The organism is Specibacter cremeus (assembly GCF_003946885.1).
Classification (GTDB): Bacteria; Actinomycetota; Actinomycetes; order Actinomycetales; family Micrococcaceae; genus Specibacter; species Specibacter cremeus.
Genome location: NZ_RWKQ01000011.1, coordinates 63,873 through 89,881, shown reverse-complemented (window position 1 = coordinate 89,881; position 26,009 = coordinate 63,873). Strand labels below are relative to the sequence as shown.

Sequence of the window (26,009 nt, the reverse complement as noted above, 5' to 3'; positions counted from 1 at the left end):
TCGGCGTCCGCCCGCCCCGACTCCTAGATGGGTTGAATCCTTGAAACTGGAACTCAAGGGCATTACCAAGAGCTTCGGCGCCCTCGTCGCCAACGACCACATCGACCTGGTGGTCGAGCCCGGACAGATCCACAGCCTGCTCGGCGAGAACGGCGCCGGCAAGTCCACGCTCATGAACGTCCTGTACGGGCTGCACCAGCCGACGTCCGGGGAGATCCACGTCGACGGCTCGGCCGTGGCCTTCGCCGGCCCCGCCGACGCCATGGCCGTCGGCATCGGCATGGTGCACCAGCACTTCATGCTGGTGCCCGTGTTCACGGTCGCCGAGAATGTGGCGCTCGGCAACGAGAGCACCGGCCGCGGCGGCATCCTGGACCTGGACGCCACGCGCCGGCGGATCCGCGAGATCTCCGCCCAGTTCGGCTTCGACGTCGACCCCGACGCGCTCGTCGGGGAGCTGCCCGTCGGCGTGCAGCAGCGCGTGGAGATCATCAAGGCCCTGGCCCGCGAGGCCAAGGTGCTCATCCTGGACGAGCCCACCGCCGTGCTCACACCCCAGGAAACCGACGAGCTCATGGACATCATGCGCCAGCTGAAGGCCAACGGCACGTCGATCGTGTTCATCTCGCACAAGCTGCGCGAGGTCAAGGCCGTCTCCGACAAGATCACCGTGATCCGCCGCGGCAAGGTCGTCGGCACGGCCGACCCGTCGGCGCCCACCACCGAGCTGGCCTCGATGATGGTGGGCCGGTCGGTGAGCCTGACGCTGGAGAAGTCCGCCGCCGAGCCGGGGGAGACGACGTTTGCGGTCACCAACCTGACGGTGACGAACGACGCCGGCCAGCGGGTCGTCGACGATGTCACCTTCGCCGTCTCCCGCGGCGAGATCCTCGGCATCGCCGGCGTGCAGGGCAACGGCCAGACCGAGCTGGCCGAGGCCGTGCTTGGGCTGCGCCGGCACGTCCGGGGCTCCATCACGCTCGGCGGCACGGAACTGGTCGGGCGCAGCGTGCGCGAGGTGCTCGACGCCGGCGTCGGCTACGTGCCCGAGGACCGGCAGGACGACGGGCTCGTCGGCGGATTCTCGATCGCCGAGAACCTGGTCCTTGACCTGTACAAGCAGCGGCCGTTCTCCCGGCGGGCCACCCTGGACCGGGCGGCCATCGCCGCGAACGCGGCGGCGAAGGTCGCCGAGTTCGACGTGCGCACGCTCTCCGCGGCCGATCCGGTAGCCACCCTTTCCGGCGGCAACCAGCAGAAGGTCGTGCTGGCCCGGGAGCTGTCCCGGCCGTTGAAGCTGTTCCTCGCCTCCCAGCCGACCCGCGGCGTCGACGTGGGCTCGATCGAGTTCCTACACAAGCGCATCGTGGCCGAACGCGACGCCGGCACGCCGGTGCTCATCGTCTCCACCGAGCTCGACGAGGTGCTCGAACTCTCCGACCGGATCGCCGTGCTGTTCGCCGGCAAGCTGATGGGGGTGGTGCCGGGCAAGTCCAGCCGCGAACTGCTCGGGCTCATGATGGCGGGGCTGACCGTCGACGAGGCCCGGGCCCACCTGGATCATCCCGACGCGACCATTGAAAGGGAACCGGCATGACCGACCCCGCCCCCCGGACAACGGAACCGGCACCGGAGCAGGCGCCGTTGCCCGCCCCCACCACCAGGCCCCGGCAGGACGGCGAGGGCGGCCGGGTGGTCCGTGAGATCCTCAGCGGCAACGCCGTGATCTCGGTGCTGGCCGTCATCGTCGCACTCATCATCGGCGCGATCCTGATCGCCGTCACCGACCCGCGCGTCGGCTCCGCCGCCGGCTACTTCTTCGCCTCGCCCGGGGCCACCGTCAACGCCATCTGGGCATCCGTGTCCGACGCGTACGGCGCCCTGTTGCGCGGGGCCACGTACGACCCGGGCGCGCGCACGTGGCAGGGCAAGCTGGGCATCTTCGAGACGCTGACGTTCGCCACACCGCTGATCCTGGCCGGGCTGTCCGTGACGCTCGCGTTCCGGACCGGCCTGTTCAACATCGGCGCCCAGGGCCAGATCATCCTCGGCGCCACCTTCGCCGGCGCGGCCGGGTTCTTCCTGGACCTGCCGGTGGGCCTGCACCTGGTGGTCGTCATCCTGGCCGGCGCGCTCGGCGGCGCGCTGTGGGGTGGCATCGCCGGCGTGCTCAAGGCCAAGACGGGCGCCCACGAGGTCATCGTGACCATCATGCTCAACTACATCGCCGCGGCCCTGGTCCTGTACCTGCTCAAGAACCAGCTCAAGGACCCGAACAGCACCAACCCGGTCAGCCCGAAGATGCCCGACAATGCGCTGTACCCGCTGCTGCTGGGACCGAACTTCCGCCTGCATGCCGGGTTCATCCTGGCCATCGCGGCCGTCCTGGCCGTCGGCTGGCTGCTGAACCGCTCGACGCTCGGCTTCGAGTACCGGGCCATCGGCACGAACCCGTTGGCCGCGCGGACCGCCGGCATGATCGTCTCGCGCGGCTACATCACCGTCATGTTGATCGCCGGTGCGCTGGCCGGGCTGGCCGGCACCGCGCAGGTGGCGGGCACGGAGAAGTCGCTGGACGCGGAGGTCGCCGGCAGCATCGGCTTCGACGCCATCACCGTGGCGCTGCTGGGCCGCTCCACCCCCTGGGGCACGTTCTTCGCCGCCCTGCTGTTCGGCGCGTTCAAGGCCGGCGGCACGTCCATGGCCGTGAACGCGGATGTTTCCATTGACATCGTCGCGGTGGTGCAATCGCTGATCGTGCTGTTCATCGCCGCCCCGCCGCTGATCCGGTCCATGTTCCGGATCCGGGCCGTCCGCCGTGAAGGAGCCAGCGCATGAGCACCGTGACCACGCAACCGGCGGGCCGGCCCGCCGGCCAGCCCGCGGTGGCCGGGGTCGGTCCGGCCCCGGGCAGCCGGCGCACCCCGATCGTGTTGGCCGTGCTGGCCGCCGTGGCGATCGTGGTGTTCGCCGTGCTCGGCCCCGGCGGGCAGGCCACGTTCCGCATTTCGCAGGACAACGACGCCTGGCAGGTGCCCAACCTGGTGCTGCCGGCCAAGGCGTTCGGCGTCGCCATCGCCGTGGTGTGCACGGCGCTGGCCGTGCTCGCGTACCGGCAGATGCGGGCGAACGGCCGGATCGCCAAGTGGGTGACGCTGACGTATGCCCCCGTGTTCGTCGTCGGGCTTCTGGTCTGGATCGTCGGCGGCACCACGACCCAGAACATCACCCTGGTGGGCCTGTTCACCGGCGCCATGCTCATCACCACCCCGCTCGTGTTCGGTTCGCTGTCCGGGGTGCTGTGTGAACGCTCCGGCGTCGTGAACATTGCCATCGAGGGCCAGCTGCTGGCCGGCGCGTTCACGGCCGCGCTGGTCGCGTCGATCACGCACAACGCCTTTGCCGGCCTGTTCGCCGCCGCCGCCGCCGGCGTGGCCGTCTCCGCGCTGCTGGCCGTGTTCAGCATCAAGTACGTGGTGAACCAGATCATCGTCGGCGTGGTGCTCAACGTGCTCGTCTCCGGCCTGACCGGCTTCCTGTTCGAGAAGATCATGAAGACGTCCGTGAACGGGGCGACCATCTACAACCAGCCCGCGCAGCTGCCCGCGCTGCCCATCCCGCTGCTGTCCGAGATCCCGGTCATCGGCCCCATGCTGTTCCGCCAGTCGATCATCGGCTACCTCATGCTGGTGCTCGTGGCGGCCATCTGGTTCGGCCTGTTCCGCACCCGGTGGGGGCTGCGCATCCGCGCCGTCGGCGAACATCCCAAGGCGGCGGACACGGTGGGCATCAACGTCAACCGCACCCGGGTCCGCAACGTGCTGGCCGGCGGCGCCGTGGCCGGGATCGGTGGTGCGTACTTCACGCTCGTGGCGGTCAGCAGCTTCAGCAAGGACATGACCGGGGGGCTTGGCTTCATCGCGCTGGCCGCGCTGATCTTCGGCCGCTGGAACCCGATCGGGGCCGCGCTGGCCGCGCTGTTGTTCGGCGTGGCCGGCAACCTGCAGAGCATCCTGTCGCTGGCCGGCACGCCGATCGACGGACAGTTCCTGGCCATGCTGCCGTACGCGCTGACCATCCTGGCCGTGTCCGGGTTCGTGGGCAGGTCCCGCGCGCCGGCCGCCGACGGCCAACCATACGTGAAGGGATAGGCATGGATGACGTCGATTGGGAACCACTGCGCGCGGCCGCCACGGCCGCCATGGGCCGGGCCTACGCGCCGTATTCGAACTTTCCCGTGGGTGCCGCGGCACTGCTCGACGACGGGCGGATCGTGAGCGGGTGCAACATCGAGAACGCCAGCCTGGGCGTGACGCTGTGCGCCGAGTGCACCATGGTCGGCGCCCTGCGGATGGGTGGTGCCGGGGCGCCGGCCAGGATCCGGGCGTTCTACTGCGTGGATGGCGCCGGTGCTGTGTTGATGCCGTGCGGGCGCTGCCGGCAGTTGCTGTACGAATTCCGCGCCCCCGGCATGGTCCTGATGACCGGCCGCGGCGTGCGCACCATGGAACAGGTATTGCCCGACGCGTTCGGGCCCGAGGATCTGGGGAGACACGCATGAGCACCGCTTATACGGGCCCGGCGTTCGACGCCGTCGACATCATCCGCGCCAAACGCGACCGGGGCACGCTGACCGCCGACCAGATCGGCTGGACCATCGACGCCTACACCCGGGGCGCCATCGCCGAGGAGCAGATGGCCGCGCTGAACATGGCCATCCTGCTCAACGGCATGGGCCGGACCGAGATCGCGCAGTGGACGGCGGCGATGATCGCCTCCGGGGAGCGAATGGACTTCAGCGGGCTGCGCACCCCCGACGGCCGGGTGCTGGCCACGACGGACAAGCACTCCACCGGCGGCGTCGGGGACAAGATCACGCTGCCGCTGGCCCCGCTGGTGGCCGTGTTCGGGGTGGCCGTCCCGCAGCTTTCCGGCCGCGGCCTGGGCCACACCGGCGGCACGCTGGACAAGCTGGAGGCGATCCCGGGCTGGCGGGCCGAGCTGGGCCACGCCGAGATGATGCGCCAGCTCTCCGAGGTGGGTGCCGTCATCTGCGCGGCCGGCGCCGGGCTCGCGCCCGCGGACAAGAAGCTGTATGCGCTGCGCGACGTGACCGGCACGGTCGAGTCGATCGAACTCATCGCCTCCTCCATCATGAGCAAGAAGATCGCCGAGGGGACCGGCGCCCTGGTGCTCGACGTGAAGGTCGGCTCCGGGGCGTTCATGAAGGACGTGGACCAGGCCCGCCGGCTGGCCCGCACCATGGTCGACCTGGGCCGTGACGCCGGCATGGCCACCGTGGCGCTGCTGACCGGCATGGACACGCCGCTGGGGCTGACGGCCGGGAACGCCATCGAGGTCCAGGAGGCCGTGGACGTGCTCGACGGCGGCGGGCCGGCCGACGTCGTCGAGCTCACCGTGCGCCTGGCGCAGGAGATGCTGGCCGCCGCGGGCGTGCACGACGCCGACCCGGCCGCCGCGCTGCGCGACGGGCGGGCCATGGACGTGTGGCGGCGCATGATCGCCGCCCAGGGCGGCGACCCTTTGGCGGCCTTGCCCGTGGCGCGCGAATCGGAGACGCTCACGGCCGCGTCCGACGGCGTGCTGACACGCGTGGACGCCCTGGCGGTCGGCGTGGCCGCATGGCGGCTAGGCGCCGGACGGGCCCGCAGGGAGGACGCCGTCCAGGCGGGCGCCGGCGTTCGCCTGCACGCCAAGCCCGGCGACACGGTCCGGGCCGGACAGCCGCTCATGACGCTGCTTTCTGACTCCCCCGATCGGTTTCCCCGGGCCGCGGCCGCCCTGGCCGACGCCGTCACCATCGAGGCGGGAAACGGACAGACCCGGCCCGGGGTCGTCGACGCCTCCGGCGCCCGCCCGCTCGTGCTCGAACGCATCGCCTGAATTCCATCGCCCCCCACCTTTTGCGGATCGGGGCCGCCTCATACCCAGGGAGGATGCCGGGAGGACCGGGACACGGCAATGTCGCCCGCACGACGGATAGCCGGTGCCCCCGGCGCGTGGGAAACTTGAAAGTGACAACCGCCTCCGAGAGAGGAACCGTTCTTCGGTGGACTTCCTGCACGTCATTCATCAGTTGAATGAACTCATCACCCATTCGGCCGCCCAGTGGTGGGTTGTGCCCGTGGTGGCCCTGTTCTGCCTCATCGACGGATTCTTCCTGTTCCTGCCCAGCGAGACGGCCATCGTGGCGTTGGCGTCCATCGCGGCCAAGTTCGGCCACCCCAACATCTGGCTGCTCATGCTGGGGGCGGCCGTGGGCGCCATGATCGGCGACAACATCGCCTATTTCCTGGGCAGCAAACTGGGCACCACCCGGTTCAAATGGATGCGTCGGCCGCGTGGGGCCAAGGCGTTCGCGTGGGCCGGGAAGGAACTCGACAAACGCGGCGCCATCCTCATCTTCACGGCCCGCTACATCCCGGTGGGCCGGATCGCCGTGAACTTCACCGCCGGGGCGACGGGCTTCTCGTGGCGGCGCTTCGTCGCCCTGGACGCGATCGCCGTCGTCACCTGGGTGCTCTACTCGGTGGCCATCGGCACGTTCGCCGCGCACTGGGTCCACCAGAACCCGCTGCTGGGCGTCGGCATCGCCATCGTGTTCGCGATCGGCATCGGCTTCATCGTCGACCACGCCATGAAGCTGGTCCACCGCGCCCTGGAGAAACGGGGCCGGGTGGAGCCGCGCCCCGAACCCGGCGCGAACGCCGCCGAATTGCTGGCTCGTGCCCTGCCGCCGGCCCCCGGCGCGGTCAAGACGCCGCACGTGCCGGACAACTAGCGCCGGGGCCGGTTTGCTCCCTAGAGTGGGTGGGTGACCACACAAAACGCCCCGTCCGTTCCCGTCTCCTCCGTCGACCTGAAGAAGCTTCCCAAGGTCTCCCTGCATGACCACCTCGACGGCGGGCTGCGCCCGGCCACCATCATCGAGCTGGCCGCCGGGATCGGCCACGAACTGCCCAGCACCGACCCGGAGGAATTGCGGCGCTGGTTCCGCGACTCCGCCGACTCCGGCTCGCTGGTGCGCTACCTCGAGACGTTCGACCACACCATCGCCGTCATGCAGACCCGTGAGGCGCTCATCCGCGTGGCGCGCGAGTTCGTCGAGGACCTGGCCGACGACGGCGTCGTGTACGGCGAGGTGCGCTGGGCGCCGGAGCAGCACCTGACGAAGGGCCTTACCCTGGACGAGGCCGTCGAGGCCGTGCAGACCGGGCTGGAAGAGGGCATGGACCTCATCGACGAGGCCGGCGGCTACATCGAGGTGGGCCAGCTCATCACGGCCATGCGGCACGCCGACCGTGGCGACGAGATCGCCGCGCTGGCCGTCCGGCACCGCGACAACGGCGCCGTCGGCTTCGACATCGCGGGCGCCGAGGACGGTTTCCCGCCGGCCCGCTTCAAGGACGCGTTCACGTTCCTGGCCGAGAACAACTTCCCGGCCACCGTCCATGCGGGCGAGGCGGCCGGGCTGGCCAGCATCCAGGACGCGCTGGTCAGCGGCCGGGCGCTGCGCCTCGGCCACGGCGTGCGGATCGCCGAGGACATCCACCTGGACGTGGAGGAGGGCGACGACCACGACGTTGCCACGATCACGCTCGGCGACCTGGCCCAGTGGGTGCGCGACCGCGCCATCCCGCTGGAGCTGTGCCCGTCGTCGAACCTGCAAACCGGGGCCATCGAGCCATTCGGCACCACCATCGCCGAGCACCCGATCGACCTGCTGCACCAGCTGGGCTTCTTCGTCACCGTCAACACCGACAACCGGCTCATGAGCGGTGTGACGCTCACCAGCGAGTTCCAGCTGCTGGCCGACACGTTCGGCTACGACCTGGAAACCATCCTGGAGTTCACGCTGAACGCCGTCGACGCGTCGTTCCTGCCCATGGAGGACCGGGAGGCGCTGGCCGACTACATCATCGAGTTCTACGACGACGCCATGAACGGTGATGAGCTCGACTGACGCGGACACCGGCGGGGTAAACGCGCCCGGCGCGGCCGTCGACCGGCTCGTTCAGGTTGTGGCCGCGCTGCGCGAACACTGCCTGTGGACGGCGGCGCTGACGCACGAATCGCTGGTCGCCTACCTCATCGAGGAATCGTACGAGCTCGCCGACGTGGTCGAGGCAGGCGCCGGTCCGCTCGATGACGGGGCGCTCGAGGGCGAACTGGCCGACATCCTGTACCAGGTGTTGTTGCATGCGCGGTTGCAGGAGGAGGCGGGCGGATTCACCCTGGCCGATGTCGCCGACCATCTGCGGGAGAAGCTGATCCGGCGCAACCGCCACGTTTTTCGCGCCGACGGAACCCTGCAGCCCCGTTTTCCGGACAGCATCGCCGAGATTGAGCGCAGTTACGGCGCGGCCAAGGCGGCCGAGCGTGTCGGTGCCGGACCGGACGGCTCATCCGTCTTTTCCTCCCTGCCGGCGTCCCTGCCGGCCCTGGCCCTTGCCGCCAAGAGCCTTGAACGGGCCGGAGCCGGTGATCGAGCGCAACTGTCCGGTGATCGAGCGCAACTGTCCGGTGATCGAGCTTGTCGAGATCCCGGGCCTCGACAGGCTCGACCACCGGTGGTCGAGCGAGGCGGTGATCGAGCTTGTCGAGATCCCGGCGACCCGCCGCAGACGGAGGACGAGCTCGGTGATTTCCTATTGAATGCCGTCCGCGCCGCCCGCGCCAACGGACTGGACCCGGAGCGGGCGCTGCGCGGTGCGGTGCGCCGGTTCCAGGCCGGGGTCGACGCGCACCCGCCCAGTGGTTCGCGCCGGCCGCTTCAGTCGGAGAGCAGCTTGTAGATCGTTCGGCGGGCCGCGTCCAGGGCCTCCGTGGCGGCCTTGAGCTGGTCCTCGGTACCCGCCATGCCGATCTGCTGCACGGCGCCCTTCAACTTGCCGGCGCTCGCGCGCAGGTCGGTGACGGCGCCGGCCTCGTCGCTGACCTCGGTCCACACCCGGGCCATCTCCTCCGGGTGCTCGGCCACATAGGCCTTGCCGGCGTCGGTCAACGTGAATTCGGTGCCCTTGCCCTCACCCGTCGTCGAAATCAGCCCCTCGGCCTCCAGGGCGGCCAGCGCCGGGTAGATGGAGCCCGGGCTGGGGCGCCAGGCCCCGTCCGTGTGCGTGACGATGGCCCCGATCATCGAGTAGCCGTTGTAGCTGTGCTGGCTCAGCAGCGACAGGATCGCACTGCGCACGTTGCCCTTGCGCACCCGGCGCCCGCGGCCGAAACCGCCCCGGAAATTGGGGCCGAAACCCGGCCCGAACCCCGGGCCGAACCCCGGGCCGAAGCCGGCACCGAATCCCGGGCCGAAGCCGGCGTTGAACCCTGCCCCGAAGCCGGGTCCGAAGCCGCCGCGGGGCCCGAAGCCGTGACCCCAGCCGTGGCCGGCCTCCCGACCGTCTTCCCGGGCGTCGGCAGGATCGCCCTCGTCGTGGTGGTGCATGCCGTGTGGATTGTTGAATGTGTTCATGGCCGTGCCTGATTCCGTTGTGTTGCGTGCTTCTTGTGTGGTCCCCGGCGGTTCGAGACGGATGATCGCGATACTTAACGATATATCGCTATGTTCTTTAAGGGAATGCCCGTGTCCCGGCAATCCGGGACGCGTCGCATTGCGATCCGGTTCCCGGCGACCGGCTAGGCTTGGGGGGACAGCCAGGTCGACTTTTCATCCGCTCGAAGTTCACGATTAGGAGCCACACGTGGCCATTATTGAAGCCATCCACGCACGCGAAATCCTGGATTCCCGGGGCAACCCCACCGTCGAGGTGGAGGTCCTGCTGGCCGACGGGTCCGTGGGCCGCGCGGGCGTGCCGTCCGGCGCCTCGACCGGCGCCTTCGAGGCCGTGGAGCGCCGCGATGGCGACAAGGCCCGCTACCAGGGCAAGGGCGTGCTGCAGGCGGTCGAGGCCGTCGTCGAGGCGATCGCGCCGGAACTGGTCGGCGTGGACGCCACCGAGCAGCGCCTCATCGACGCCATGATGCTGGAACTGGATGGCACGCCCAACAAGGGCAAGCTGGGCGCCAACGCCATCCTGGGCGTTTCCCTGGCCGTGGCCAGCGCCGCCGCGGTCTCCGCGGACCTGCCGCTGTACCGCTACCTCGGCGGTCCGAACGCGCACGTGCTCCCGGTGCCGCTGATGAACATCCTCAACGGCGGCTCGCACGCCGACTCCGACGTGGACATCCAGGAGTTCATGGTCGTGCCGTTGGGCGCCTCCACGTTCTCGGAGGGCCTGCGCTGGGGCGTGGAGGTCTACCACAACCTGAAGTCCGTGCTGCAGGAGAAGGGCCTGTCCACCGGCCTGGGCGACGAGGGCGGTTTCGCCCCGAACCTGCCGTCCAACCGTGCCGCGCTGGACCTGATCCTGGAAGCCATCAAGCGTGCGGGCTACGAGGCCGGCACGGATGTCGCCCTGGCCCTGGACGTCGCCTCCTCCGAGTTCTTCAAGGACGGCGCCTACCAGTTCGAGGGCCAGGCCCGCTCCGCCGCCGAGATGAGCGCCTACTATGAGGAACTCGTCCGCGACTACCCGCTGGTATCCATCGAGGACCCGCTGGACGAAGAGGACTGGGAGGGCTGGAAGACGCTGACCGACGCCCTGGGCGAGAAGGTGCAGCTGGTCGGCGACGACCTGTTCGTCACCAACCCGGAACGCCTGCAGCGCGGCATCGACGCCAAGACGGCGAACTCGCTGCTCGTGAAGGTGAACCAGATCGGCTCGCTGACCGAGACGCTCGACGCCGTGTCGCTGGCCCAGCGTGCCGGCTACACGACCATCACCTCGCACCGCTCCGGCGAGACCGAGGACACGACGATCGCCGACATCGCCGTGGCCACCAACGCCGGCCAGATCAAGACCGGCGCCCCGGCCCGCTCCGAGCGCGTGGCCAAGTACAACCAGCTGCTGCGCATCGAGGAGGACCTCGAGGACGCCGCCCGCTACGCCGGAAAGAGCGCGTTCCCGCGTTTCACGGCCTAGCAACGGCCCGTGACTGGCTAAGGTAAGAGACACGCCTTGGCCAGTCACGGCCCCTAGCTCTCCAGGAGGGTTCATGGCCACCCGCCGTCCCCACGTGCCGCACGCACACCGGCCCGCCACCCGCACGGCCGGCACCGATTCGACTACCGGCACCCGCACCGGGGCGGCCGCCAATCACACCCCGGCAGACCACCCGGCCAGGGCGCCGCGGTCCGGTGGGGGCACGACCAAGGGGGGTGCGGCCGAACCCGTCCACACGCCCGTTCCGGCCCGGTCGTTCTCCGGCAAGCTGGCCATCGTCGGGATCGCCATGATGGCGCTGACCCTCATGCTGGCCCCGAACGCCACGACCTACTTCCGCCAGCGGGCCGAGATCGCCGCCGTCGAGGCCGACATCGCCGCCAAGACGGCGCACCAGAGCGACCTTCAGCAGCAACTGTCCCGCTGGGACGACCCCGCCTTCGTGCGCCAGCAGGCCCGGGACCGGGTCAGCATGCTCATGCCCGGGGAGACCGGCTACTGGGTGTACGGCGCAGAGGGCCTCACCGACGCAACGAGCACCGCGGCAACGAACACCGGAGCGGCCGCCGACCCGGCGACCCCCCTGCCCTGGACAGACGGCCTGTGGCAGGCGATCCGCAAGTCTGCCGCCGTGGACGTCGCCGCTGCCAGGGCCGGATCAGGTGCCACCGCCACGACTCCGGCGAAGAAGTGAGCGGGCGCTAAAATGGGAAAGTTTGCACGACGTTCCCGCACCCGGGCGCCGGCAGCAAGACAGGCAAACCGACGGAAAGGACGCCCGTGACCGACGGCCGAACCCCCACCCAGCACGACCTTGACACGCTGAGCCGGCAATTGAACCGGCCGGTGCGCGATGTGGTGGAGATCCCGGCCCGCTGCGTCTGCGGCAACCCGCTCGTGGCGGCGACCGCGCCGCGGCTCGGCAACGGCATCCCGTTCCCCACGACCTTTTACCTGACCCACCCGGTGCTCACGGCCGCGGCGTCCCGGCTGGAGGCGGCCGGCCTGATGGCCGAGATGACGGAGCGGTTGGCCGCCGACCCGGCGCTGGCGGCCGCGTACGCGCACGCGCACGACGCCTACCTGGCCGCCCGGGCGGAGATCGGCGAACGCGCCGGCACCGGGCCCGTGCCCGAAATCGACGGGATCTCGGCCGGTGGCATGCCGACCCGCGTGAAATGCCTGCACGCACTGGTCGGGCACGCGCTGGCCGCGGGGCCCGGCGTCAACCCGCTCGGCGACGAGGCGCTGGCCGCCCTGGCTCCCTGGTGGACGGCCGACCGCTGTTACTGCGCCGGCGCGTGGGACGAGGCGGCGCCGGTGCCGGTCAAGGACCTCAGCCGCCACGTGTTGCACCTGAACCAGCCGGACTGAAAGGGCCTTTCCATGCGCGTAGCCGCCATCGACTGCGGAACCAACTCCATCCGCCTGCTCATCGCCGACGTCACCGACGCCGGCGTGCTCACCGACGTGCATCGGGAGATGCGCGTCGTCCGCCTGGGGCAGGGCGTGGACGCGTCCGGGATGCTGGCCGCCGACGCGTTGGAGCGCACGTTCGCCGCCACCGACGACTACGCCGCGCTGATCCGCGACCACGGGGCCGAGCGGGTCCGCTTCGTCGCCACCAGCGCCACCCGCGACGCCGGCAACCGGGACGTGTTCATCCGGGGCATCACGGAGCGGCTGGGCGTGGAACCGGAGGTCGTGACGGGCGACGAGGAGGCGGAACTGTCCTTCAACGGCGCCGCCAGCGTGCTGCCCGGCATGGCCGACGGGGCGGTTCTCGTCGTTGACCTGGGCGGCGGCAGCACCGAATTCGTCGTCGGCAACGCGGCCGGCGTGAAGGCCGCCGCCAGCACCGACATGGGCTGCGTGCGCTTCACCGAACGCTTCCTGCGCTCGGACCCGCCGACGGCCGGCGAGATCGCCGCCGCCGAGGCCGCGATCAACGCCACCATCGACGCCATCCTGGACGTCGTGCCGCTGGACGCCGTCACCGAACTGGTCGGGGTGGCCGGGTCGGTCACCACCATCACGGCCCAGGCCCTCGGGTTGGCGACCTACCGGCCCGACGTGATTCATGCCGCCGTCGTCCCCGCCGCGACGATCGACGAGGCGTGCACGGCGCTGCTGGCCATGACGCGGGCCGAGCGCGGCGCGCTCGGGTTCATGCACCCGGGCCGCGTCGACGTGATCGGCGCCGGTGCGCTGATCTGGCGGACCATCGTGCGCCGCGTGGGCGAGCTGAGCGGCGGGCGTGTCGCGGCCGCCACCGCCAGCGAACACGACATCCTGGACGGCATCGCCCTTGGGAGCGCCCGCGCATGAACGGCCCAGGACCACGCCACCGCCCACGTCCGCACGCGTCCGGCGGCCGCCGGGCCGGCGCCGCCGCGGTCGCCCTGGCCCTGGCCGGGACGCTGCTGGCCGGGCTGGCCGCAGCCCCTGCGTCGGCCGACGACATCCGCGGGCGCGAATATTGGCTGTCCCAGTCCGGCATCGAGAAGGCGTGGAAGGTCTCGCAGGGCTCCGGTGTCAAAGTGGCCGTGATCGACAGCGGCGTCGACGGCAAGCACCCGGATTTGTCGGGTGCGATTGCCGGCGGCACGGACGTCTCCGGCGCCGGGAGCTCCAACGGCCAGAAGCCCATCGGCGCGGAGCCCGAGCACGGCACGCTCGTGGCCACCATGCTGGCCGGGCGCGGCCACGGCGGCGCGAGCGCATCGCCCTCTCCCGGGACCTCGGGCGTGGGCAACGGGCCGGACGGGGTCATCGGCGTCGCCCCCAAAGCCGAGTTGTTGTCGGCGTCCGTGTGGCTGGGCAGCACGAACCCGGCCGGCAAGGGCGTCGACGACCAGATTCCGGCCGCCGTGCGCTGGGCCGTGGACAACGGGGCGAGGGTCATCAACATGTCGCTCGGCAGCACGTCCACGGCGTGGCCGCAGAGCTGGGACGCCGCGTTCGAGTACGCCGAGGCGAAGGACGTGGTCATCGTGGCCGCGGCCGGCAACCGGGGTACGGGCAGCGAACAGGTCGGCGCCCCGGCCACCATTCCGGGTGTGCTGGCCGTCGGCGGGCTGGACCGGGACGGGAAGGCCAGCAAGAATTCCTCGTCCCAGGGCATCAGCATCGGTGTCAGCGCCCCGGCCGAGGACCTGGTCGGCGGCCTGCCCGGCAGCGGCTACGCCCGCTGGGACGGCAGCAGCGGGGCGACGCCGATCGTGGCGGGCGTGGCCGCGCTCATCCGGTCGAAGTACCCGACGATGAGCGCCGCGCAGGTCATCAAGCGGATCATCGCCACCGCCAAGCCGGCCGGCGGCGCGGTGCCCAACGCCATCTACGGCTACGGCGTGCTGGATGCGTACGCCGCGCTGACCGCCAAGGTGCCCGAGGTGTCCGCCAACCCGTTGGGCAGCATCACCGACTGGATCCGCATCCACCGGCGCGGCGCGGCCACCCCGGGTCCAAGCGCCGGAGTGGCGCCCGTGCCCGACAACGCCCCGACGCTGCCGGACCCGACCGTCCCCGCCGCGGCCCCGGCCAGCGAGTTGGGCAGCCCCGTCCCGGCCGTGGTCACGATCGGCTTCCTCGTGCTCTGCGTGCTCATCCTCGCCGGCGGCGGTACGCACCTGCTCCTGGTGCGCCGGCGCGGGACGGTGCAGGGGCGGGGTGCGGTGCAGGGGCGGGGTGCGCCGCCCGCCGACGACTAACCCGCGCACGGCCGGAGCGGGGCGTGAGGCACGCGACAAATTGCACCCCACAAGTGCTAGTGAATGTTTTCACAAAGTCTTGTACCATGGAGGCATGGCACTCACTCCCCAGTACATCGACCGTCCGCGCGTCCTCGTTGTCGGCGGCGGCTACGTCGGCCTTTACACGGCCCTGCGCCTGCAGAAGAAGATCGCCAACGCCGGTGGCATCGTCACCCTCGTTGACCCGCTGCCGTACATGACGTACCAGCCGTTCCTGCCCGAGGTGGCCGGCGGCAACATCGAGGCCCGCCACGCCGTGGTCTCCCACCGCAAGCACCTCAAGCAGACAGAGCTCATCCAGGGCTCCGTCACCGCGATCGACCACGCGAACCGCCTGGCCGTCATCGCCCCGGCCGACGGCGGCGCGCCGTTCGAGCTGCCCTACTTCGACGTGGTCATGGCCGCCGGCGCCATCACCCGCACGTTCCCGATCCCCGGGCTGGCGGGCAGCGGCATCGGCCTGAAGACCATCGAGGAGGCCGTTGCGCTGCGCAACCAGGTGCTGTCCCTCGTCGAGAAGGCCTCCACGGAGACCGACCCGGCCAAGCGCCGGCGCGCCCTGACGTTCGTCGTCGTCGGCGGCGGTTTCGCCGGCATCGAGACCATCGCCGAACTCGAGGACATGGTCCGTGCCGCCGTCAAGCTCAACGGCCGCGTCCAGCAGTCCGAGATCCGCTTCGTCCTCGTCGAGGCCATGGGCCGCATCATGCCCGAGGTCACCGAGGACCAGGCCCTGTGGGTCGTGGAGCACCTGCGCGGGCGCGGCGTCGAGGTGCTGCTGAACACGTCGCTGGACAATGCCGAGAACAACGTGCTCAAGCTCATCAACCTGCCCGACAAGTCGGTGGCGCAGGAGTTCGCGGCCGACACGCTCATCTGGACGGCCGGCGTCATGGCCAACCCGATGGTGCGCTCCACGGATTTCCCGATCGAACCGCGCGGACGCATCTCCGTCGGCACCGACCTGCGCGTGACCGGCGAGTTCGGCCCGATCGAAAACGCCTGGGCCGCCGGCGACATCGCCGCCGTACCGGACCTGACCGGCGGGCTCCCGGACGGCACCTGCGTGCCGAACGCCCAGCACGCGCTGCGCCAGGCGAAGCGCCTCGCCAAGAACCTGCTGGCCAGCCGCTACGGCAGGCCGCTGGTGGACTACAAGCACAAGAACCTGGGCGCCGTCGCCGGCTTCGGCGAATGGAAGGGCGTCGCCAAGATCATGGGCATCAAGCTCAAGGGCGGCCCGGCCTGGCTGGCGCACCGCGGCTACCACGGCCTGGCCATGCCGACCGTGGAGCGCAAGTTCCGCGTGCTCATGGACTGGTTTGTCAGCATGTTCACCGGCCGCGACCTGACCCAGATCGAGGGCCTGCAGACCCCGCGCCAGGCGTTCGTCACGGCCGCCACCCCGGCCCCGAAGCCGGCCGCCAAGCCGGTCGAGGAGTCGGCGGGGAAGGCTGCGAAGGACAAGGAGCCCGTCGGCGCCAAGTAGCGCCCGGATTGCCATGGACGACGGCGTCGCCCCCTTGCGCGGGGGCGGCGCCGTCGTGCGTCCCCGGGGCGTTTCCACGGTCCAGTATTTAGATCCGGTATTTAGCCTGTGCGCCGTGTTGGCGCTAGGGTTGATTCCCGGCGGCCGCTCATGGTTTCCCGTGGTGCCGCCGCGCCCCCATAGCCCAATTGGCAGAGGCAGAGGACTTAAAATCCTTGTGTTGTCGGTTCGAGTCCGACTGGGGGTACCGTTTCTCGGCCTCGGCGCCGCGAGGTCCTGCCCAGTTCTTGCAGTCCTACCCAATTCGCTGGGGTCGCAAGACGGGGTCTCGGTGATTGAGCCTGTCGAAATCCGCGGATCTCGCTCCCCAGCCACTCCTCGCCCTCGCAAGCTCGGTCGAGGCCCCTCGCGGCCGTGGGCCCAAGCTCGATCAGCGGTCCACGTGACCCGGCCGCCCGCGGCGTCCAAGGCGAAGACCGGCAGGGATGTGGCCGTGCACCGTTTGCCCATCGAGGCGCAGGACGTAGTCCGGGTGCGCCTGAAGTCCGGTCAGGTTGTCCTGCCCCGGATGCGCGCCCTGGTCGCCGCCATGGACGGCTACCAGGGTGTGCGACGTGCACGGCGTGTGCTTGACGCGGTCAATGGGCGCTCTGAATCGGCAGGTGAGACGCGCACGCGCCTCGTCATAGCCGAAATGTCGGTTGAACAGCCGGAACTGCAGGTCGATCTCCGCGCGGGTGGGGAAACCTATCGCCCGGATTTCGTGTGGCGTCGATTCAAGCTGATCGTCGAATTCGACGGTGACGGCAAGTACTTTGACTATGCGCCGACCGCTGACGTCCTGCTGCGGGAACGCCGCCGGGAGAATGCCCTGATCGAGGCCGGCTGGCGCTTCATCCGGTTCACATGGGACGACCTGTCGGACCCGGCCGGAATGAAGCGCCGGATCGAGAATGCGCTTCGGGTGGCCCAGGCGGCGTGAATTCCTCACCCAGGGCGTCACCAAGCCCGGCCGTCCGTTGCCGAAGTCCCACCCAAGTCTTGAAGCCCCACCGAATTGGATGGGGCCATGGGAATAGGGCAGGGCCGCGGGGGAGGCGGATGGATTCGGGTAGGGCCGGAGCGGAGGTGGCAGGCCGGGGCGGGCCCGGTGCGCGCTACAGGTATTGGCCCACCGTGGTGGCCGGTGAATCGGGAGCGGCCACGGCGTGCACGTCGCGTTCACGCAGCAGGACGTAGTCGCGGGCGTTGACCTCCACCTCGGAACGGTCCTCCGGGTCGAAGAGCACCTTGTCGCCAACGGCCACCTGGCGCACGTTCGGCCCGGCCGCCACGACATGCGCCCACGCGAGCCGCTTGCCCAGGGCCGCCGTGGCCGGGATGACGATCCCGGACGCGGACCGGCGCTCGGCCGCTTCCTTGTCCAGCGAGACCAGGATCCGGTCGTGCAGCATGCGCAGGGGCAGGGACGGATTCTCGGGGGCGGAGGAGGCGGAGGGGGCAGAATGGGGCACCCGGCCAGTGTACCGCCGGACCCGGCCACCCCGGCCACGGGCCCAACCGTCGCCGAAACCACACCCGGGAACCACAACGGGCGCGCCGCAGCAAGTACTTGGTAGGCTGGAAATAATATCCACCCCTATTTGGAGGACACCATGGCACTCGGCGGCAACCCTGTTTTTGCCAATGACAAGAACTTCCGCGAGCCGAGGAACGGCGCCGCGACGCTGCCGGCGCAAATGTCGTCGGAGGAGTTGCAGCACCTGTATGACGCCCCGTCCGCGGGCCCCGCCCAGACCGGCCGGATGACCTACGACGACGTCATCATGAAGACCGTCGCCACGCTGGCCCTGGTGCTCGTCGGTGCCGCGCTCGGCTGGATGGTGCCGATCCTGACGCTGCCCGGCATGGTCGTGGGCCTGGTCCTGGGCCTGGTGAACTCGTTCAAGAAGGAGCCGTCCAAGGCGCTCATCCTGGGCTACGCATTGTTCGAGGGCCTGTTCCTCGGCGGGCTGTCCATGTTCATGGAGCGCGTCTACCCGGGGATCGTCGTCCAGGCCGTGCTCGGCACGCTGAGCGTGTTCGCCGTGACGCTGCTGCTGTTCAAGAGCGGCAAGGTGCGGGCCACGCCCAAGATGACCCGCTTCTTCATGATCGCCCTGGGCGGCTATGCGCTGTTCTCGCTGGTCAACCTCGGCCTGATGGTCTTCGGCGTGAACTCCAGCCCGTGGGGCCTGCGCAGCGAGCCGATCCCGGGCACCAACATCCCGTTCGGCCTGGTCTTGGGCCTGCTCGCGATCGGCCTGGCCGCGTTCTCGCTGATCGTCGACTTCACGTCCGTGCAGCGCGGCGTCCAAGCCGGCCTGCCGGCGAAGTACTCGTGGACGGCCGCGTTCGGGCTGACCGTCACGCTGGTGTGGCTGTACGTGGAGATCCTGCGCCTGCTGGCGATCCTGCGCGGCAACGACTGAGCCGGGGTTTGGGTGGTTGAGCCTGTCGAAATCAGGTCTCGACAAGCTCGACCACCGGGCCTGAAAAGCTCGACCACCGGTGATTGAGCCCGTCGAAATCAGGTCTCGACAGGCTCGACCACCGGGCCTGACAAGCTCGATCAGCGGTCCAGGCGGCGGGCGCCTGCCGCGGCGGTCACGGCGAAGATGTCCGGTGCCGTGAATCCGGCCGCGGCGAAGGCATGGACGACGGCGGCACGCACCGTTGGCTCCCCGGCCGCCGGCAGCAGCGCGATGGCGGAACCGCCGAACCCGCCGCCGGTCATGCGGGCCCCGAGCGCGCCATTGGCGAGGGCCGTGTCGACGGCCAGGTCCAGTTCCGGGCAGGAGATCTCGAAGTCGTCGCGCATGGACGCGTGGCTGGCCGTGAGCAGGTCCCCGATCGCGGCGGGACCGTCCGTGCCGAGCACGTCGACGGTGGCCAGCACGCGCCGGTTCTCCGTCACGATGTGGCGGACCCGGCGGTACGTTTCCCCGTCCAGCAGCCCGGCGGCCTCGGCCAGGTCCTCGGCGTCGACGTCGCGCAGGCTGGCCACGCCCAGCACCTCGGCGCCGAGCTCGCAGGACGCCCGGCGCTCGGCGTAGTCGCCCGTGGCGTGCCTGTGCGTTACCTTCGTGTCCACGACGAGCACCAGCAGCCCGGCCGCGGCCAGGTCCAGCGGCACCAGCGTCGACTCGCGGCTGCGGCAGTCCAGGAACACGGCATGCCCCTCGGTGGCGAGCAGGGACGCGGACTGGTCCAGGATGCCCGTAGGCGCCCCGACGACCTCGTTCTCTGCGCGCTGGCCCACGAGCACCAGGTCGGCGGGGGCCAGGCCCGCGCCGAGCAGCTCGTCGAACGCCAGCGCGGTGGCGCATTCGATCGCGGCCGACGACGACAACCCGGCGCCCAGCGGCACATCCGAGTCCAGGTACAGCTCGAAGCCGCGCAGCGCCACGCCCTGCTGCCGCAGTACCCAGAGCACGCCCAGCGGGTACGCCGTCCAGCCCTTCATGGTGCCGGGGGAGAGCGTGTCCAGGTTGACCGTGACCAGACCCTGGTTGCCGTAGGCGGACACGAGCCTGGCCGTCGCGTCCGCGCGCAACCGGACCGCGACCCGCGCCGATCGGTCGATGGCGAACGGCAGCACGAACCCCTCGTTGTAGTCGGTGTGCTCGCCGATCAGGTTCACCCGCCCGGGCGCGGACCAGACCCCGTCGGGGGCGTGGCCGAAGTGCGCGGTGAACGCCGCGGCGATGTCGTCGACGTCGGTGCGGGTGGTCACGGGTGGCTCACTTCCAGGTTGTCGGCCTTGGGCGCGGCCGGGACCTCACGAAGCCGCGCCGCGACCTGCTCGGGCCGGGTGTCGTTGATGAAGGCGCCCATGGCGGCCTCGGAACCGGCCAGGAACTTCAGCTTGTCGGCGGCCCGCCGCGGCGACGTCAACTGCAGGTGCAGGCGGCCGGCGGCCCGGTTCGCCGCGTCGAGCGGGGCCTGGTGCCAGGCGGCGATGTACGGGGTGGGCGTGTCATACAGGTTGTCGACCTTGCGCAGCAGCTCCAGGTACAGATGTGCCAGTTCGTCGCGTTCGGCGTCGTGCAGGGCGGCGAGGTCGGGCACGTGCCGGTGCGGGACCAAGTGCACCTCCAGCGGCATGTGCGCGGCGAACGGCACATACGCGCTGAAGTGCTCTCCCTGCAGCACCATGCGCTCGCCGGACTCCGACTCCCCGGCCAGGATGTGCCCGGCCAGTGTCCGGGCGCCGTCGTGTGCGTCGTGGAACGCCCGGGCCGCCCGCGCCATGACGGCCGAGCGCGGGGGCAGGTACGAGTAGGCGTAGATCTGCCCGTGCGGGTGGTGCAGCGTCACGCCGATCTCCTGGCCGCGGTTCTCGAACGGGAACACCTGCCGGATGCCGGGGAGCGCGCCGAGCGCGGCCGTGCGGTGCGCCCACGCGTCGATGACGGTGCGGGCCCGGCCAGCCGACAGGGCGGCGAACGAGCCGGTGTGCTCCGGCGTGAACGCGACAACCTCGCAGCGGCCGAACGCGCGGCCCGCGGTGCCCCAGCCCGGGTCGCCGGGCGCGGGGCCCACGGGCGCGGGGCCCAGCGCCGGGCCCAGGGACGGGAAGCGGTTCTCGAACACGACGACGTCGTAGTCGGCCTCGGGGATCTCCGAGAGGTTCGTGCCCGACGTCGGGCACAGCGGGCACGCCTCCGCCGGCGGCAGGTGGGTGCGCGTCTGGCGGTGCGCCGCCACCGCCACCCAGTCGCCGGTCAGCGCGTCGAAGCGCAACTCGCCGGTGCCCGCGTCGCTGCGCGGGTCCAGCGGGCGGTGGTCGACGACGGTGTGCGCCCGTCGGCCCGAGCCGGCGTCGTCAAAGTAGATCAGCTCACGGCCGTCGGCCAGGCGGGTACTGGTGGGGCGGGTCATGGGGTCTCCCTGGTCGGGCCGGCGGTGATGAAGGTGGGCACCAGGGCCGCGAACGTGTCGCGCGTTCCCGCGCCGACGCCGTCGTCGGTGATGATCGTGTCGACGTCGTCGAGGCCGGCGATGACGGCCAGGGCGCGCACGTTGAACTTGGCGTGGTCGGCGAGCACGGCCAGCCGGCCGGTCGCGGCGACGAACGCTGCGTTCGTCTCCGCCTCGAGCAGGTTCGGGGTGGTCAGTCCGCGGGCGGCGTCGATGCCGTGCACGCCCATGAAGCACAGGTCGGTGTTGAGCCCGCGCAGCGCCGCGCACGTGACCGGGCCGACCAGGGCCTCCGACGGCGTGCGCTCACCGCCGGTCACGATGACCTTCCACGGCTCCTGGCCGGGGCCGCGGTGCAGCGCCTCGGCGACCTTCAACGAGTTCGTGACGATGGTCAGCCGTTCGAGCTCGGCCCGGCGCCGGCCCAGTTCGCGCGCGAGCCGGTAGGTTGTGGTGCCGCCGGTGAGCCCGATCGTCATGCCGGATTCGATCAGCGGCCAAGCCGCGGCGGCGATCGCTGCCTTGGCGCCCAGGGCCTTGTCGGCGTTGGATGAGAAGCCCGGTTCGACGGCGCTCAGCCCGGCCAGGCGCGACGCGCCGCCGTGGATGCGGCGCAGCCGGCCGGCCGTCTCCAGCACGTCGATGTCCCGCCGGACGGTCATCTCGCTGACGCCGAGCAGGCCGGCGATGTCGGTGACACGGACCGCCTGGTGGTTGTCCAGTTCGGCCAGGATGCGGGCCTGCCGTTCGGGTGCCAGCACGGCGTCTCCCTCCCCATCGACACAACAAATACCAAATTCCAACACGTTTCACACAAAATATAACATCGATGGCGGTGGCGGTACAGCGCCCTGTCCACGGAGCGGGCCGTGTACTTTTGAGCCATGACCGAACTCCCCGCCTCCGGCACCCAAGTCGTGTTGCGCCGCGGCGACGCGCGCGCCGTCGTCGTTTCCCTGGCCGCCGGGCTGCGCCGCTACGAACGCGCCGGCGTCGACCTCGTGGAGGGGTACGGGGCGGACGCCATCGCCCCCGGCGCCGCGGGTATCACGCTGGCGCCGTTCGCCAACCGGGTGGACGGCGGGCGCTGGCTCCTCGACGGCGCGCCGCAGCAGCTCGACATCACGGAGGTGCCGCGCGGCAACGCCATCCACGGGCTGCTGCGCAACACCGGATACACCGTGCTGTCCGTGACCCCGTTCCGGGCCGAGCTGGAGGCCGTCATCCACCCGCAGCACGGCTACCCGTTCCTGGCCCGGCACCGGGTCGTCTACGAACTGGCCGCGGACGGCTCTCTCGCCGTGACGCAGACGCTCACCAACGACTCGCCCCGTCCGGCCCCGTTCGTGCTCGGCGCGCACCCCTACCTGCGCGTCGGTGACGCCGACCCGGGCGGGCTGACGCTCACGGTCGCCGCGGCCACCCTCATCACCGCCGACGACCGGCTCATCCCCACCGGCGCCGAACCGGTGGCGGGGGAGTGGGACCTGCGCGCCGGCCGCGCGGCCGCCGCGGCACTGATGGACACCTGCTTCACCGACGTGGCGTACGACGACGGCGTGGCCCGCCACACGCTGTCGGCCGCGGACGGGCGCGCGGTCACCCTGTGGCATGACGAGTCCGCCACGCACGTGCACGTGTTCATCACGACCGGGTTCCCGGGCCGCCCGCTGGCCGTGGCGGTGGAGCCCATGACCGGGCCGGCGAACGCGTTCAACTCCGGCGACGGGCTGCGCTGGCTCGAACCCGGCGCGTCCTACACGCTGCGGTGGGGCATCAAGGCCGACCTGTAAGCTGCGGGTCAGCCGACCCGGCGCGGCGGTGATGGGATGGAAGATGCCGGAGATCGCGACCAGGTCCATGAGATGGACTGGGTTGCCACGAGCGCCAGGAGCAGACGTCGTCCATGTAGGGCCCGTCGAGGATGAATGGTCCGGGCACCACGATGATGACCAGGTACGCGAGGATGGTCCCGGACACGGTGATGAGCTTGCCGACGAAATAGCCGCGCATCCCGTTCGGGATGGCCTTGGCACGGAGCAGCGTGCCGTGCTCACGTTCGGCGGCCAGGTACGGGATCACGAGCAACTTGCCACGCGATGGCCGCCAGTGTCGCGACCGGCCAGAACAGCTGGCTGACCAAGGCCGTGCCCGTGAACGAATGACGCAGCTCGATCAGGCGCCGGGACAGCCCCGCGCGCACGGCGGCGGTTGTGGGGGTCATGAGGCCGCCTCCTCCAGTCTGACGGCTTCGATGCCGGTCTCGGCCCATTGCGCCAGGGCGAGATGGGCATCCTCCAGCGAAGACCTGCGCACCTTCGGGTCGTGGGGGTCAGCAGGATCGTCGCCTCGTGCGCCCCCGTGAGGCCGTGGACCAGGTCATGGAAGCCGCGCGGCGCCACCGGGCCGAACCCGGCCGTGGGTTCGTCCAAGAACAGCAGTTCCGGCCGGCCCAGGATGCCGATCACCACATCCAGCCGCCGCTGCCCACCGGACAGCATCCGAACCTGCTTGTCCGTCTGGCCGGCCAGGCCGACGGCCGCGATGAGTTCGTCCGCATCCCACCACTGTTGGAATCGCCCGGTCGCGAGCACGCGTAGTAGGACCCGGTACTGGTAGCGACCGTTGATTGAGTAGTCGGTATTCTTCGGATTCTCTCGTGATTCTGTCGATGGGTGTGGCCGGCTTTGTCGATGTTGGGAATGGCTCGATGTTGCGGGAGTTGTTATCGGCTGTGGTCGCCAGGTACGTATCCGCTCCAGGGGATCCGGCCTCGGATCCGATCCTGGTGGTGCTGGTGTGGTGGTAGCCGAGTGCCTGGGCGACTACCGGCGGCGGCATCTGGAGGACGAGTTGTCGGATACGTGGGCGTAGACGATCGGGATTCCGGCCATGGCGTTGCATGTAGCGTTTGCCCTCCCTTGACCGGGCAATTTCGCGGGCCGGGTCATACGGGAATCGACCGGCTCCGGAACGCAGCGATCGAGATCCGACATCCTTCAACTGCGCTTGTCCCGGTGGAGGACCGTCTTGGGACAGGCAGGTGTTCCCCTTTGGCTTTCGCGAAATGACCGCGGGTTGCATTCACCTTCCCATGATGCAACCCGGCCCTACGGGCACGTCTATCTATAGTGGATGGGCATCGAGATGGCATCGGCCGGGTGACGCGGGGTGAAGGTGCTTCTGTCGCGGTCACGGCCGGCATCGTGATATCACTTTAGGATTGCCGTGGAGGCGACAACATGGATATTACTCATGATAGGCAAGGCCCGGATGCGGCGCCGTTCGTGCATTCTGGCGCACGGGTGGATGTTGAGGAGAGGAATGTACGGTCGCTGCACGGCGGGTACGGCGTCGTCGTCCTTGCCGTTCTGATGGTCGTCGGTATTGTGCTGATCCGCAGTGGGCATGCCCAGTTTCTTGTGTTGCCCGTGCTCGCGTTCGTCTTGGTGCTGGGATCGTTGGTGATCATCCAGCCGGGAGAGACCCGTGTGGTGCAGTTCTTCGGCCGGTACGTGGGAACCGTTCGCCGCCCTGGGCTGTCGTGGGTGGCACCCCTTTCGACGCGCCGAAAGATCAGCGTGCGGGTGCGGAACTTCGAAACACGTCACTTGCGGGTCAATGATGCCGAGGGCAACCCGGTGGAGATCGCGGCCATTGTCGTATGGCAGGTCGCCGATACAGCGAAAGCCGTCTACGCCGTCGATGACTATCTTGATTTCGTGTCCGTGCAAGCCGAATCGGCCCTGCGGCAGATCGCAACCACCTACCCGTACGATACGAGCGGCGAGAAAGAGACATCGCTTCGCGGCTCCACGGAACTGGTCGCCAGTGAGCTCTCCCACGAGATGACAGCCCGAGTTGCCTTGGCCGGGATCGAGGTAGTCGAGGTGCGGATCAGTCACCTGGCCTACGCGCCGGAGATTGCGCAGGCGATGTTGCGTCGGCAGCAGGCCGGCGCCGTCGTCGAGGCGAGGTCGCGCATTGTCGAGGGTGCGGTCGGGATGGTGGAGATGGCGCTCGACCGGCTGAACGAGAGCGACTATGTGACTCTCGACGATGAGCGTAGAGCGGCGATGGTCAGCAACCTGATGGTCGTCCTGTGCAGCGACCAGCCGACCGCGCCGGTCGTCAACACCGGAACCCTGTACTCGTCATGACCGAACGCAAGCAGCTGCTACTGCGACTGGACCCCGCCGTGCACGATGCGATCGCCCGCTGGGCCGCAGGCGAGTTCCGCAGCGTGAACGCCCAGATCGAGATTCTTCTCCGCGACGCGCTGAAGAAGGCAGGACGACTGCCGAAAGACGTGGCCCCCATTCGGAAGCGCGGACGGCCGCCCGTCACCTGATCGCGAACGGATCACCTGCGTCGCGTTGCCAGTTAAAGTGATATCATATTAGAGCTTGGTCGGCTTCATGGAGACGGGAATGTCATGGCATCAGCGACACTGCAGGTGGCCCGGCGGGGTCGAGGATTCTTCGCCATTGCTCCGTACGATATCGTGCTCGACGGAACGGTCGTCGGCTCGGTAGCAAGGGAGGAAACCGCCGAGTTGACAGTCGAGCCGGGACATCACACCCTCCGGCTGCGCGACGGCAGGTTGCGCAGCCCGGAACGGCCATTTGATGTCACGGAAAACGGGACTGCACGCTTCTGGTGCCGTGGGGCCCAGATCTGGCCCGTGTACGTCGCCACATTCGTCAAACCGGACCTCGGCATCACGCTGAAGAGCGAATGAGCATCCGCCTCGCTCCGGGCGCATGTGGCCGGGGCACCTGTCCT

General features: G+C 69.9%; 27 protein-coding genes, 1 tRNA gene and 1 pseudogene. 21 read left to right on the top strand and 8 right to left on the bottom strand.

Annotated features, from left to right (window positions below; translation table 11 throughout):
* Window positions 1-40: 40 nt before the first annotated feature.
* From EJC77_RS06095 to EJC77_RS06060, 8 genes are all read left to right on the top strand, one after another.
* Window positions 41-1,597: an ABC transporter ATP-binding protein gene (locus EJC77_RS06095; RefSeq protein WP_125610679.1), complete on the top strand. Its 1,557-nt coding sequence runs from the start codon at window positions 41-43 to the stop codon at window positions 1,595-1,597.
* On the top strand, window positions 1,594-2,838 hold the full coding sequence (locus EJC77_RS06090) for an ABC transporter permease (protein ID WP_125610678.1): 1,245 nt from the start codon (window positions 1,594-1,596) through the stop codon (window positions 2,836-2,838). Before EJC77_RS06095 ends, EJC77_RS06090 begins: the two co-directional genes overlap by 4 nt.
* Window positions 2,835-4,151, top strand: a complete 1,317-nt coding sequence (locus EJC77_RS06085; protein WP_125610677.1) for an ABC transporter permease — start codon at window positions 2,835-2,837, stop codon at window positions 4,149-4,151. Before EJC77_RS06090 ends, EJC77_RS06085 begins: the two co-directional genes overlap by 4 nt.
* Before the next feature lie 2 nt (window positions 4,152-4,153).
* Window positions 4,154-4,561, top strand: a complete 408-nt coding sequence (locus EJC77_RS06080; RefSeq protein ID WP_205786920.1) for a cytidine deaminase — start codon at window positions 4,154-4,156, stop codon at window positions 4,559-4,561.
* Entirely contained in the window at window positions 4,558-5,904 is a 1,347-nt protein-coding gene (locus tag EJC77_RS06075; RefSeq protein ID WP_125610676.1) for a thymidine phosphorylase, read from the top strand. Before EJC77_RS06080 ends, EJC77_RS06075 begins: the two co-directional genes overlap by 4 nt.
* Window positions 5,905-6,097: 193 nt before the next feature.
* Entirely contained in the window at window positions 6,098-6,802 is a 705-nt protein-coding gene (locus EJC77_RS06070) for a DedA family protein (RefSeq protein ID WP_240629843.1), read from the top strand.
* Between the two features lie 33 nt (window positions 6,803-6,835).
* Window positions 6,836-7,984, top strand: a complete 1,149-nt coding sequence (locus tag EJC77_RS06065; RefSeq protein ID WP_125610674.1) for an adenosine deaminase — start codon at window positions 6,836-6,838, stop codon at window positions 7,982-7,984.
* The gene (locus EJC77_RS06060) at window positions 7,971-8,816 is read left to right on the top strand and encodes a MazG nucleotide pyrophosphohydrolase domain-containing protein (protein WP_125610673.1); all 846 of its coding nucleotides are present in this window, start codon (window positions 7,971-7,973) and stop codon (window positions 8,814-8,816) included. The genes EJC77_RS06065 and EJC77_RS06060 overlap by 14 nt, the downstream gene beginning before the upstream one ends.
* On the opposite strand, the gene EJC77_RS06055 is transcribed toward EJC77_RS06060, so the two are convergent.
* Entirely contained in the window at window positions 8,795-9,490 is a 696-nt protein-coding gene (locus EJC77_RS06055; RefSeq protein ID WP_240629841.1) for a PadR family transcriptional regulator, read from the bottom strand. The genes EJC77_RS06060 and EJC77_RS06055 overlap by 22 nt on opposite strands.
* A gap of 229 nt (window positions 9,491-9,719) precedes the next feature.
* Between EJC77_RS06055 and eno the strand changes: the two genes are divergently transcribed.
* From eno to EJC77_RS06015, 8 genes are all read left to right on the top strand, one after another.
* Window positions 9,720-11,000, top strand: a complete 1,281-nt coding sequence (gene eno / locus EJC77_RS06050; RefSeq protein ID WP_125610672.1) for a phosphopyruvate hydratase — start codon at window positions 9,720-9,722, stop codon at window positions 10,998-11,000.
* A 73-nt stretch (window positions 11,001-11,073) separates the two neighbouring features.
* Window positions 11,074-11,715, top strand: a complete 642-nt coding sequence (locus EJC77_RS06045; RefSeq protein ID WP_125610671.1) for an FtsB family cell division protein — start codon at window positions 11,074-11,076, stop codon at window positions 11,713-11,715.
* An 86-nt stretch (window positions 11,716-11,801) separates the two neighbouring features.
* On the top strand, window positions 11,802-12,395 hold the full coding sequence (locus EJC77_RS20960) for a DUF501 domain-containing protein (protein WP_125610670.1): 594 nt from the start codon (window positions 11,802-11,804) through the stop codon (window positions 12,393-12,395).
* Window positions 12,396-12,407: 12 nt separating this feature from the next.
* A complete protein-coding gene (locus tag EJC77_RS20955) occupies window positions 12,408-13,349 on the top strand; it encodes a Ppx/GppA phosphatase family protein (RefSeq protein WP_125610669.1) in 942 nt (313 codons plus the stop codon).
* The gene (locus EJC77_RS06030) at window positions 13,346-14,731 is read left to right on the top strand and encodes a S8 family serine peptidase (protein WP_125610668.1); all 1,386 of its coding nucleotides are present in this window, start codon (window positions 13,346-13,348) and stop codon (window positions 14,729-14,731) included. The genes EJC77_RS20955 and EJC77_RS06030 overlap by 4 nt, the downstream gene beginning before the upstream one ends.
* Before the next feature lie 94 nt (window positions 14,732-14,825).
* Window positions 14,826-16,262: an NAD(P)/FAD-dependent oxidoreductase gene (locus EJC77_RS06025; protein ID WP_125610667.1), complete on the top strand. Its 1,437-nt coding sequence runs from the start codon at window positions 14,826-14,828 to the stop codon at window positions 16,260-16,262.
* 173 nt (window positions 16,263-16,435) lie between these two features.
* Window positions 16,436-16,509, top strand: a tRNA-Leu gene (locus tag EJC77_RS06020).
* A gap of 246 nt (window positions 16,510-16,755) precedes the next feature.
* The gene (locus EJC77_RS06015; RefSeq protein WP_125610666.1) at window positions 16,756-17,244 is read left to right on the top strand and encodes an endonuclease domain-containing protein; all 489 of its coding nucleotides are present in this window, start codon (window positions 16,756-16,758) and stop codon (window positions 17,242-17,244) included.
* 175 nt (window positions 17,245-17,419) lie between these two features.
* Here the strand turns inward: EJC77_RS06015 and EJC77_RS06010 are convergent, their stop codons facing one another.
* A complete protein-coding gene (locus tag EJC77_RS06010; protein ID WP_125610698.1) occupies window positions 17,420-17,716 on the bottom strand; it encodes a GroES family chaperonin in 297 nt (98 codons plus the stop codon).
* 201 nt (window positions 17,717-17,917) lie between these two features.
* Between EJC77_RS06010 and EJC77_RS06005 the strand changes: the two genes are divergently transcribed.
* Entirely contained in the window at window positions 17,918-18,733 is an 816-nt protein-coding gene (locus tag EJC77_RS06005) for a Bax inhibitor-1/YccA family protein (RefSeq protein WP_125610665.1), read from the top strand.
* Between the two features lie 140 nt (window positions 18,734-18,873).
* On the opposite strand, the gene galK is transcribed toward EJC77_RS06005, so the two are convergent.
* From galK to EJC77_RS05990, 3 genes are read right to left on the bottom strand one after another with little or no spacing between them, the layout of a single operon-like run.
* Complete coding sequence (galK, locus tag EJC77_RS06000) at window positions 18,874-20,037, bottom strand: galactokinase (protein ID WP_125610664.1); 1,164 nt, start codon at window positions 20,035-20,037, stop codon at window positions 18,874-18,876.
* Window positions 20,034-21,185 (bottom strand): galactose-1-phosphate uridylyltransferase, encoded by a 1,152-nt coding sequence (gene galT, locus EJC77_RS05995; RefSeq protein WP_125610663.1) that lies wholly within the window; start codon window positions 21,183-21,185, stop codon window positions 20,034-20,036. Before galT ends, galK begins: the two co-directional genes overlap by 4 nt.
* Window positions 21,182-21,985 (bottom strand): DeoR/GlpR family DNA-binding transcription regulator, encoded by an 804-nt coding sequence (locus EJC77_RS05990; protein ID WP_125610662.1) that lies wholly within the window; start codon window positions 21,983-21,985, stop codon window positions 21,182-21,184. Before EJC77_RS05990 ends, galT begins: the two co-directional genes overlap by 4 nt.
* A gap of 123 nt (window positions 21,986-22,108) precedes the next feature.
* Here EJC77_RS05990 and EJC77_RS05985 point away from each other — a divergent pair, with 123 nt between their 5' ends.
* Entirely contained in the window at window positions 22,109-23,017 is a 909-nt protein-coding gene (locus EJC77_RS05985; protein WP_125610661.1) for an aldose 1-epimerase family protein, read from the top strand.
* Here the strand turns inward: EJC77_RS05985 and EJC77_RS05980 are convergent.
* The 3 genes and pseudogenes from EJC77_RS05980 to EJC77_RS21425 all read right to left on the bottom strand — a co-directional run.
* Window positions 23,001-23,306: a hypothetical protein gene (locus EJC77_RS05980; protein ID WP_125610660.1), complete on the bottom strand. Its 306-nt coding sequence runs from the start codon at window positions 23,304-23,306 to the stop codon at window positions 23,001-23,003. The two genes, EJC77_RS05985 and EJC77_RS05980, sit on opposite strands and share 17 nt — an antisense overlap.
* On the bottom strand, window positions 23,278-23,448 hold the full coding sequence (locus EJC77_RS20950) for a hypothetical protein (RefSeq protein WP_240629839.1): 171 nt from the start codon (window positions 23,446-23,448) through the stop codon (window positions 23,278-23,280). The genes EJC77_RS05980 and EJC77_RS20950 overlap by 29 nt, the downstream gene beginning before the upstream one ends.
* 250 nt (window positions 23,449-23,698) lie before the next feature.
* Window positions 23,699-23,854 (bottom strand): annotated as a pseudogene (locus EJC77_RS21425) (ABC transporter ATP-binding protein); the annotation flags it as partial.
* Between the two features lie 612 nt (window positions 23,855-24,466).
* Between EJC77_RS21425 and EJC77_RS05970 the strand changes: the two are divergent.
* From EJC77_RS05970 to EJC77_RS05960, 3 genes are all read left to right on the top strand, one after another.
* Window positions 24,467-25,384, top strand: a complete 918-nt coding sequence (locus tag EJC77_RS05970; protein ID WP_125610659.1) for an SPFH domain-containing protein — start codon at window positions 24,467-24,469, stop codon at window positions 25,382-25,384.
* A complete protein-coding gene (locus tag EJC77_RS05965; RefSeq protein WP_125610658.1) occupies window positions 25,381-25,575 on the top strand; it encodes a type II toxin-antitoxin system antitoxin in 195 nt (64 codons plus the stop codon). Before EJC77_RS05970 ends, EJC77_RS05965 begins: the two co-directional genes overlap by 4 nt.
* Window positions 25,576-25,659: 84 nt before the next feature.
* Window positions 25,660-25,965 (top strand): hypothetical protein, encoded by a 306-nt coding sequence (locus EJC77_RS05960; protein ID WP_125610657.1) that lies wholly within the window; start codon window positions 25,660-25,662, stop codon window positions 25,963-25,965.
* The last annotated feature ends 44 nt before the right edge of the window (window positions 25,966-26,009 follow it).

Bases quoted from the DNA above. Each gene is read 5' to 3' on its own strand.
- EJC77_RS06090 (WP_125610678.1), top strand. From the start codon at position 1,594: ATGACCGACCCCGCCCCCCGGACAACGGAACCGGCACCGGAGCAGGCG.
- EJC77_RS06085 (WP_125610677.1), top strand. From the start codon at position 2,835: ATGAGCACCGTGACCACGCAACCGGCGGGCCGGCCCGCCGGCCAGCCC.
- EJC77_RS06080 (WP_205786920.1), top strand. From the start codon at position 4,154: ATGGATGACGTCGATTGGGAACCACTGCGCGCGGCCGCCACGGCCGCC.
- EJC77_RS06075 (WP_125610676.1), top strand. From the start codon at position 4,558: ATGAGCACCGCTTATACGGGCCCGGCGTTCGACGCCGTCGACATCATC.
- EJC77_RS06060 (WP_125610673.1), top strand. From the start codon at position 7,971: ATGAGCTCGACTGACGCGGACACCGGCGGGGTAAACGCGCCCGGCGCG.
- EJC77_RS06055 (WP_240629841.1), bottom strand. From the start codon at position 9,490: ATGAACACATTCAACAATCCACACGGCATGCACCACCACGACGAGGGC.
- EJC77_RS06045 (WP_125610671.1), top strand. From the start codon at position 11,074: ATGGCCACCCGCCGTCCCCACGTGCCGCACGCACACCGGCCCGCCACC.
- EJC77_RS20955 (WP_125610669.1), top strand. From the start codon at position 12,408: ATGCGCGTAGCCGCCATCGACTGCGGAACCAACTCCATCCGCCTGCTC.
- EJC77_RS06030 (WP_125610668.1), top strand. From the start codon at position 13,346: ATGAACGGCCCAGGACCACGCCACCGCCCACGTCCGCACGCGTCCGGC.
- EJC77_RS06025 (WP_125610667.1), top strand. From the start codon at position 14,826: ATGGCACTCACTCCCCAGTACATCGACCGTCCGCGCGTCCTCGTTGTC.
- EJC77_RS06010 (WP_125610698.1), bottom strand. From the start codon at position 17,716: ATGCTGCACGACCGGATCCTGGTCTCGCTGGACAAGGAAGCGGCCGAG.
- EJC77_RS06005 (WP_125610665.1), top strand. From the start codon at position 17,918: ATGGCACTCGGCGGCAACCCTGTTTTTGCCAATGACAAGAACTTCCGC.
- galT (WP_125610663.1), bottom strand. From the start codon at position 21,185: ATGACCCGCCCCACCAGTACCCGCCTGGCCGACGGCCGTGAGCTGATC.
- EJC77_RS05985 (WP_125610661.1), top strand. From the start codon at position 22,109: ATGACCGAACTCCCCGCCTCCGGCACCCAAGTCGTGTTGCGCCGCGGC.
- EJC77_RS20950 (WP_240629839.1), bottom strand. From the start codon at position 23,448: ATGACCCCCACAACCGCCGCCGTGCGCGCGGGGCTGTCCCGGCGCCTG.
- EJC77_RS05970 (WP_125610659.1), top strand. From the start codon at position 24,467: ATGGATATTACTCATGATAGGCAAGGCCCGGATGCGGCGCCGTTCGTG.
- EJC77_RS05965 (WP_125610658.1), top strand. From the start codon at position 25,381: ATGACCGAACGCAAGCAGCTGCTACTGCGACTGGACCCCGCCGTGCAC.
- EJC77_RS05960 (WP_125610657.1), top strand. From the start codon at position 25,660: ATGGCATCAGCGACACTGCAGGTGGCCCGGCGGGGTCGAGGATTCTTC.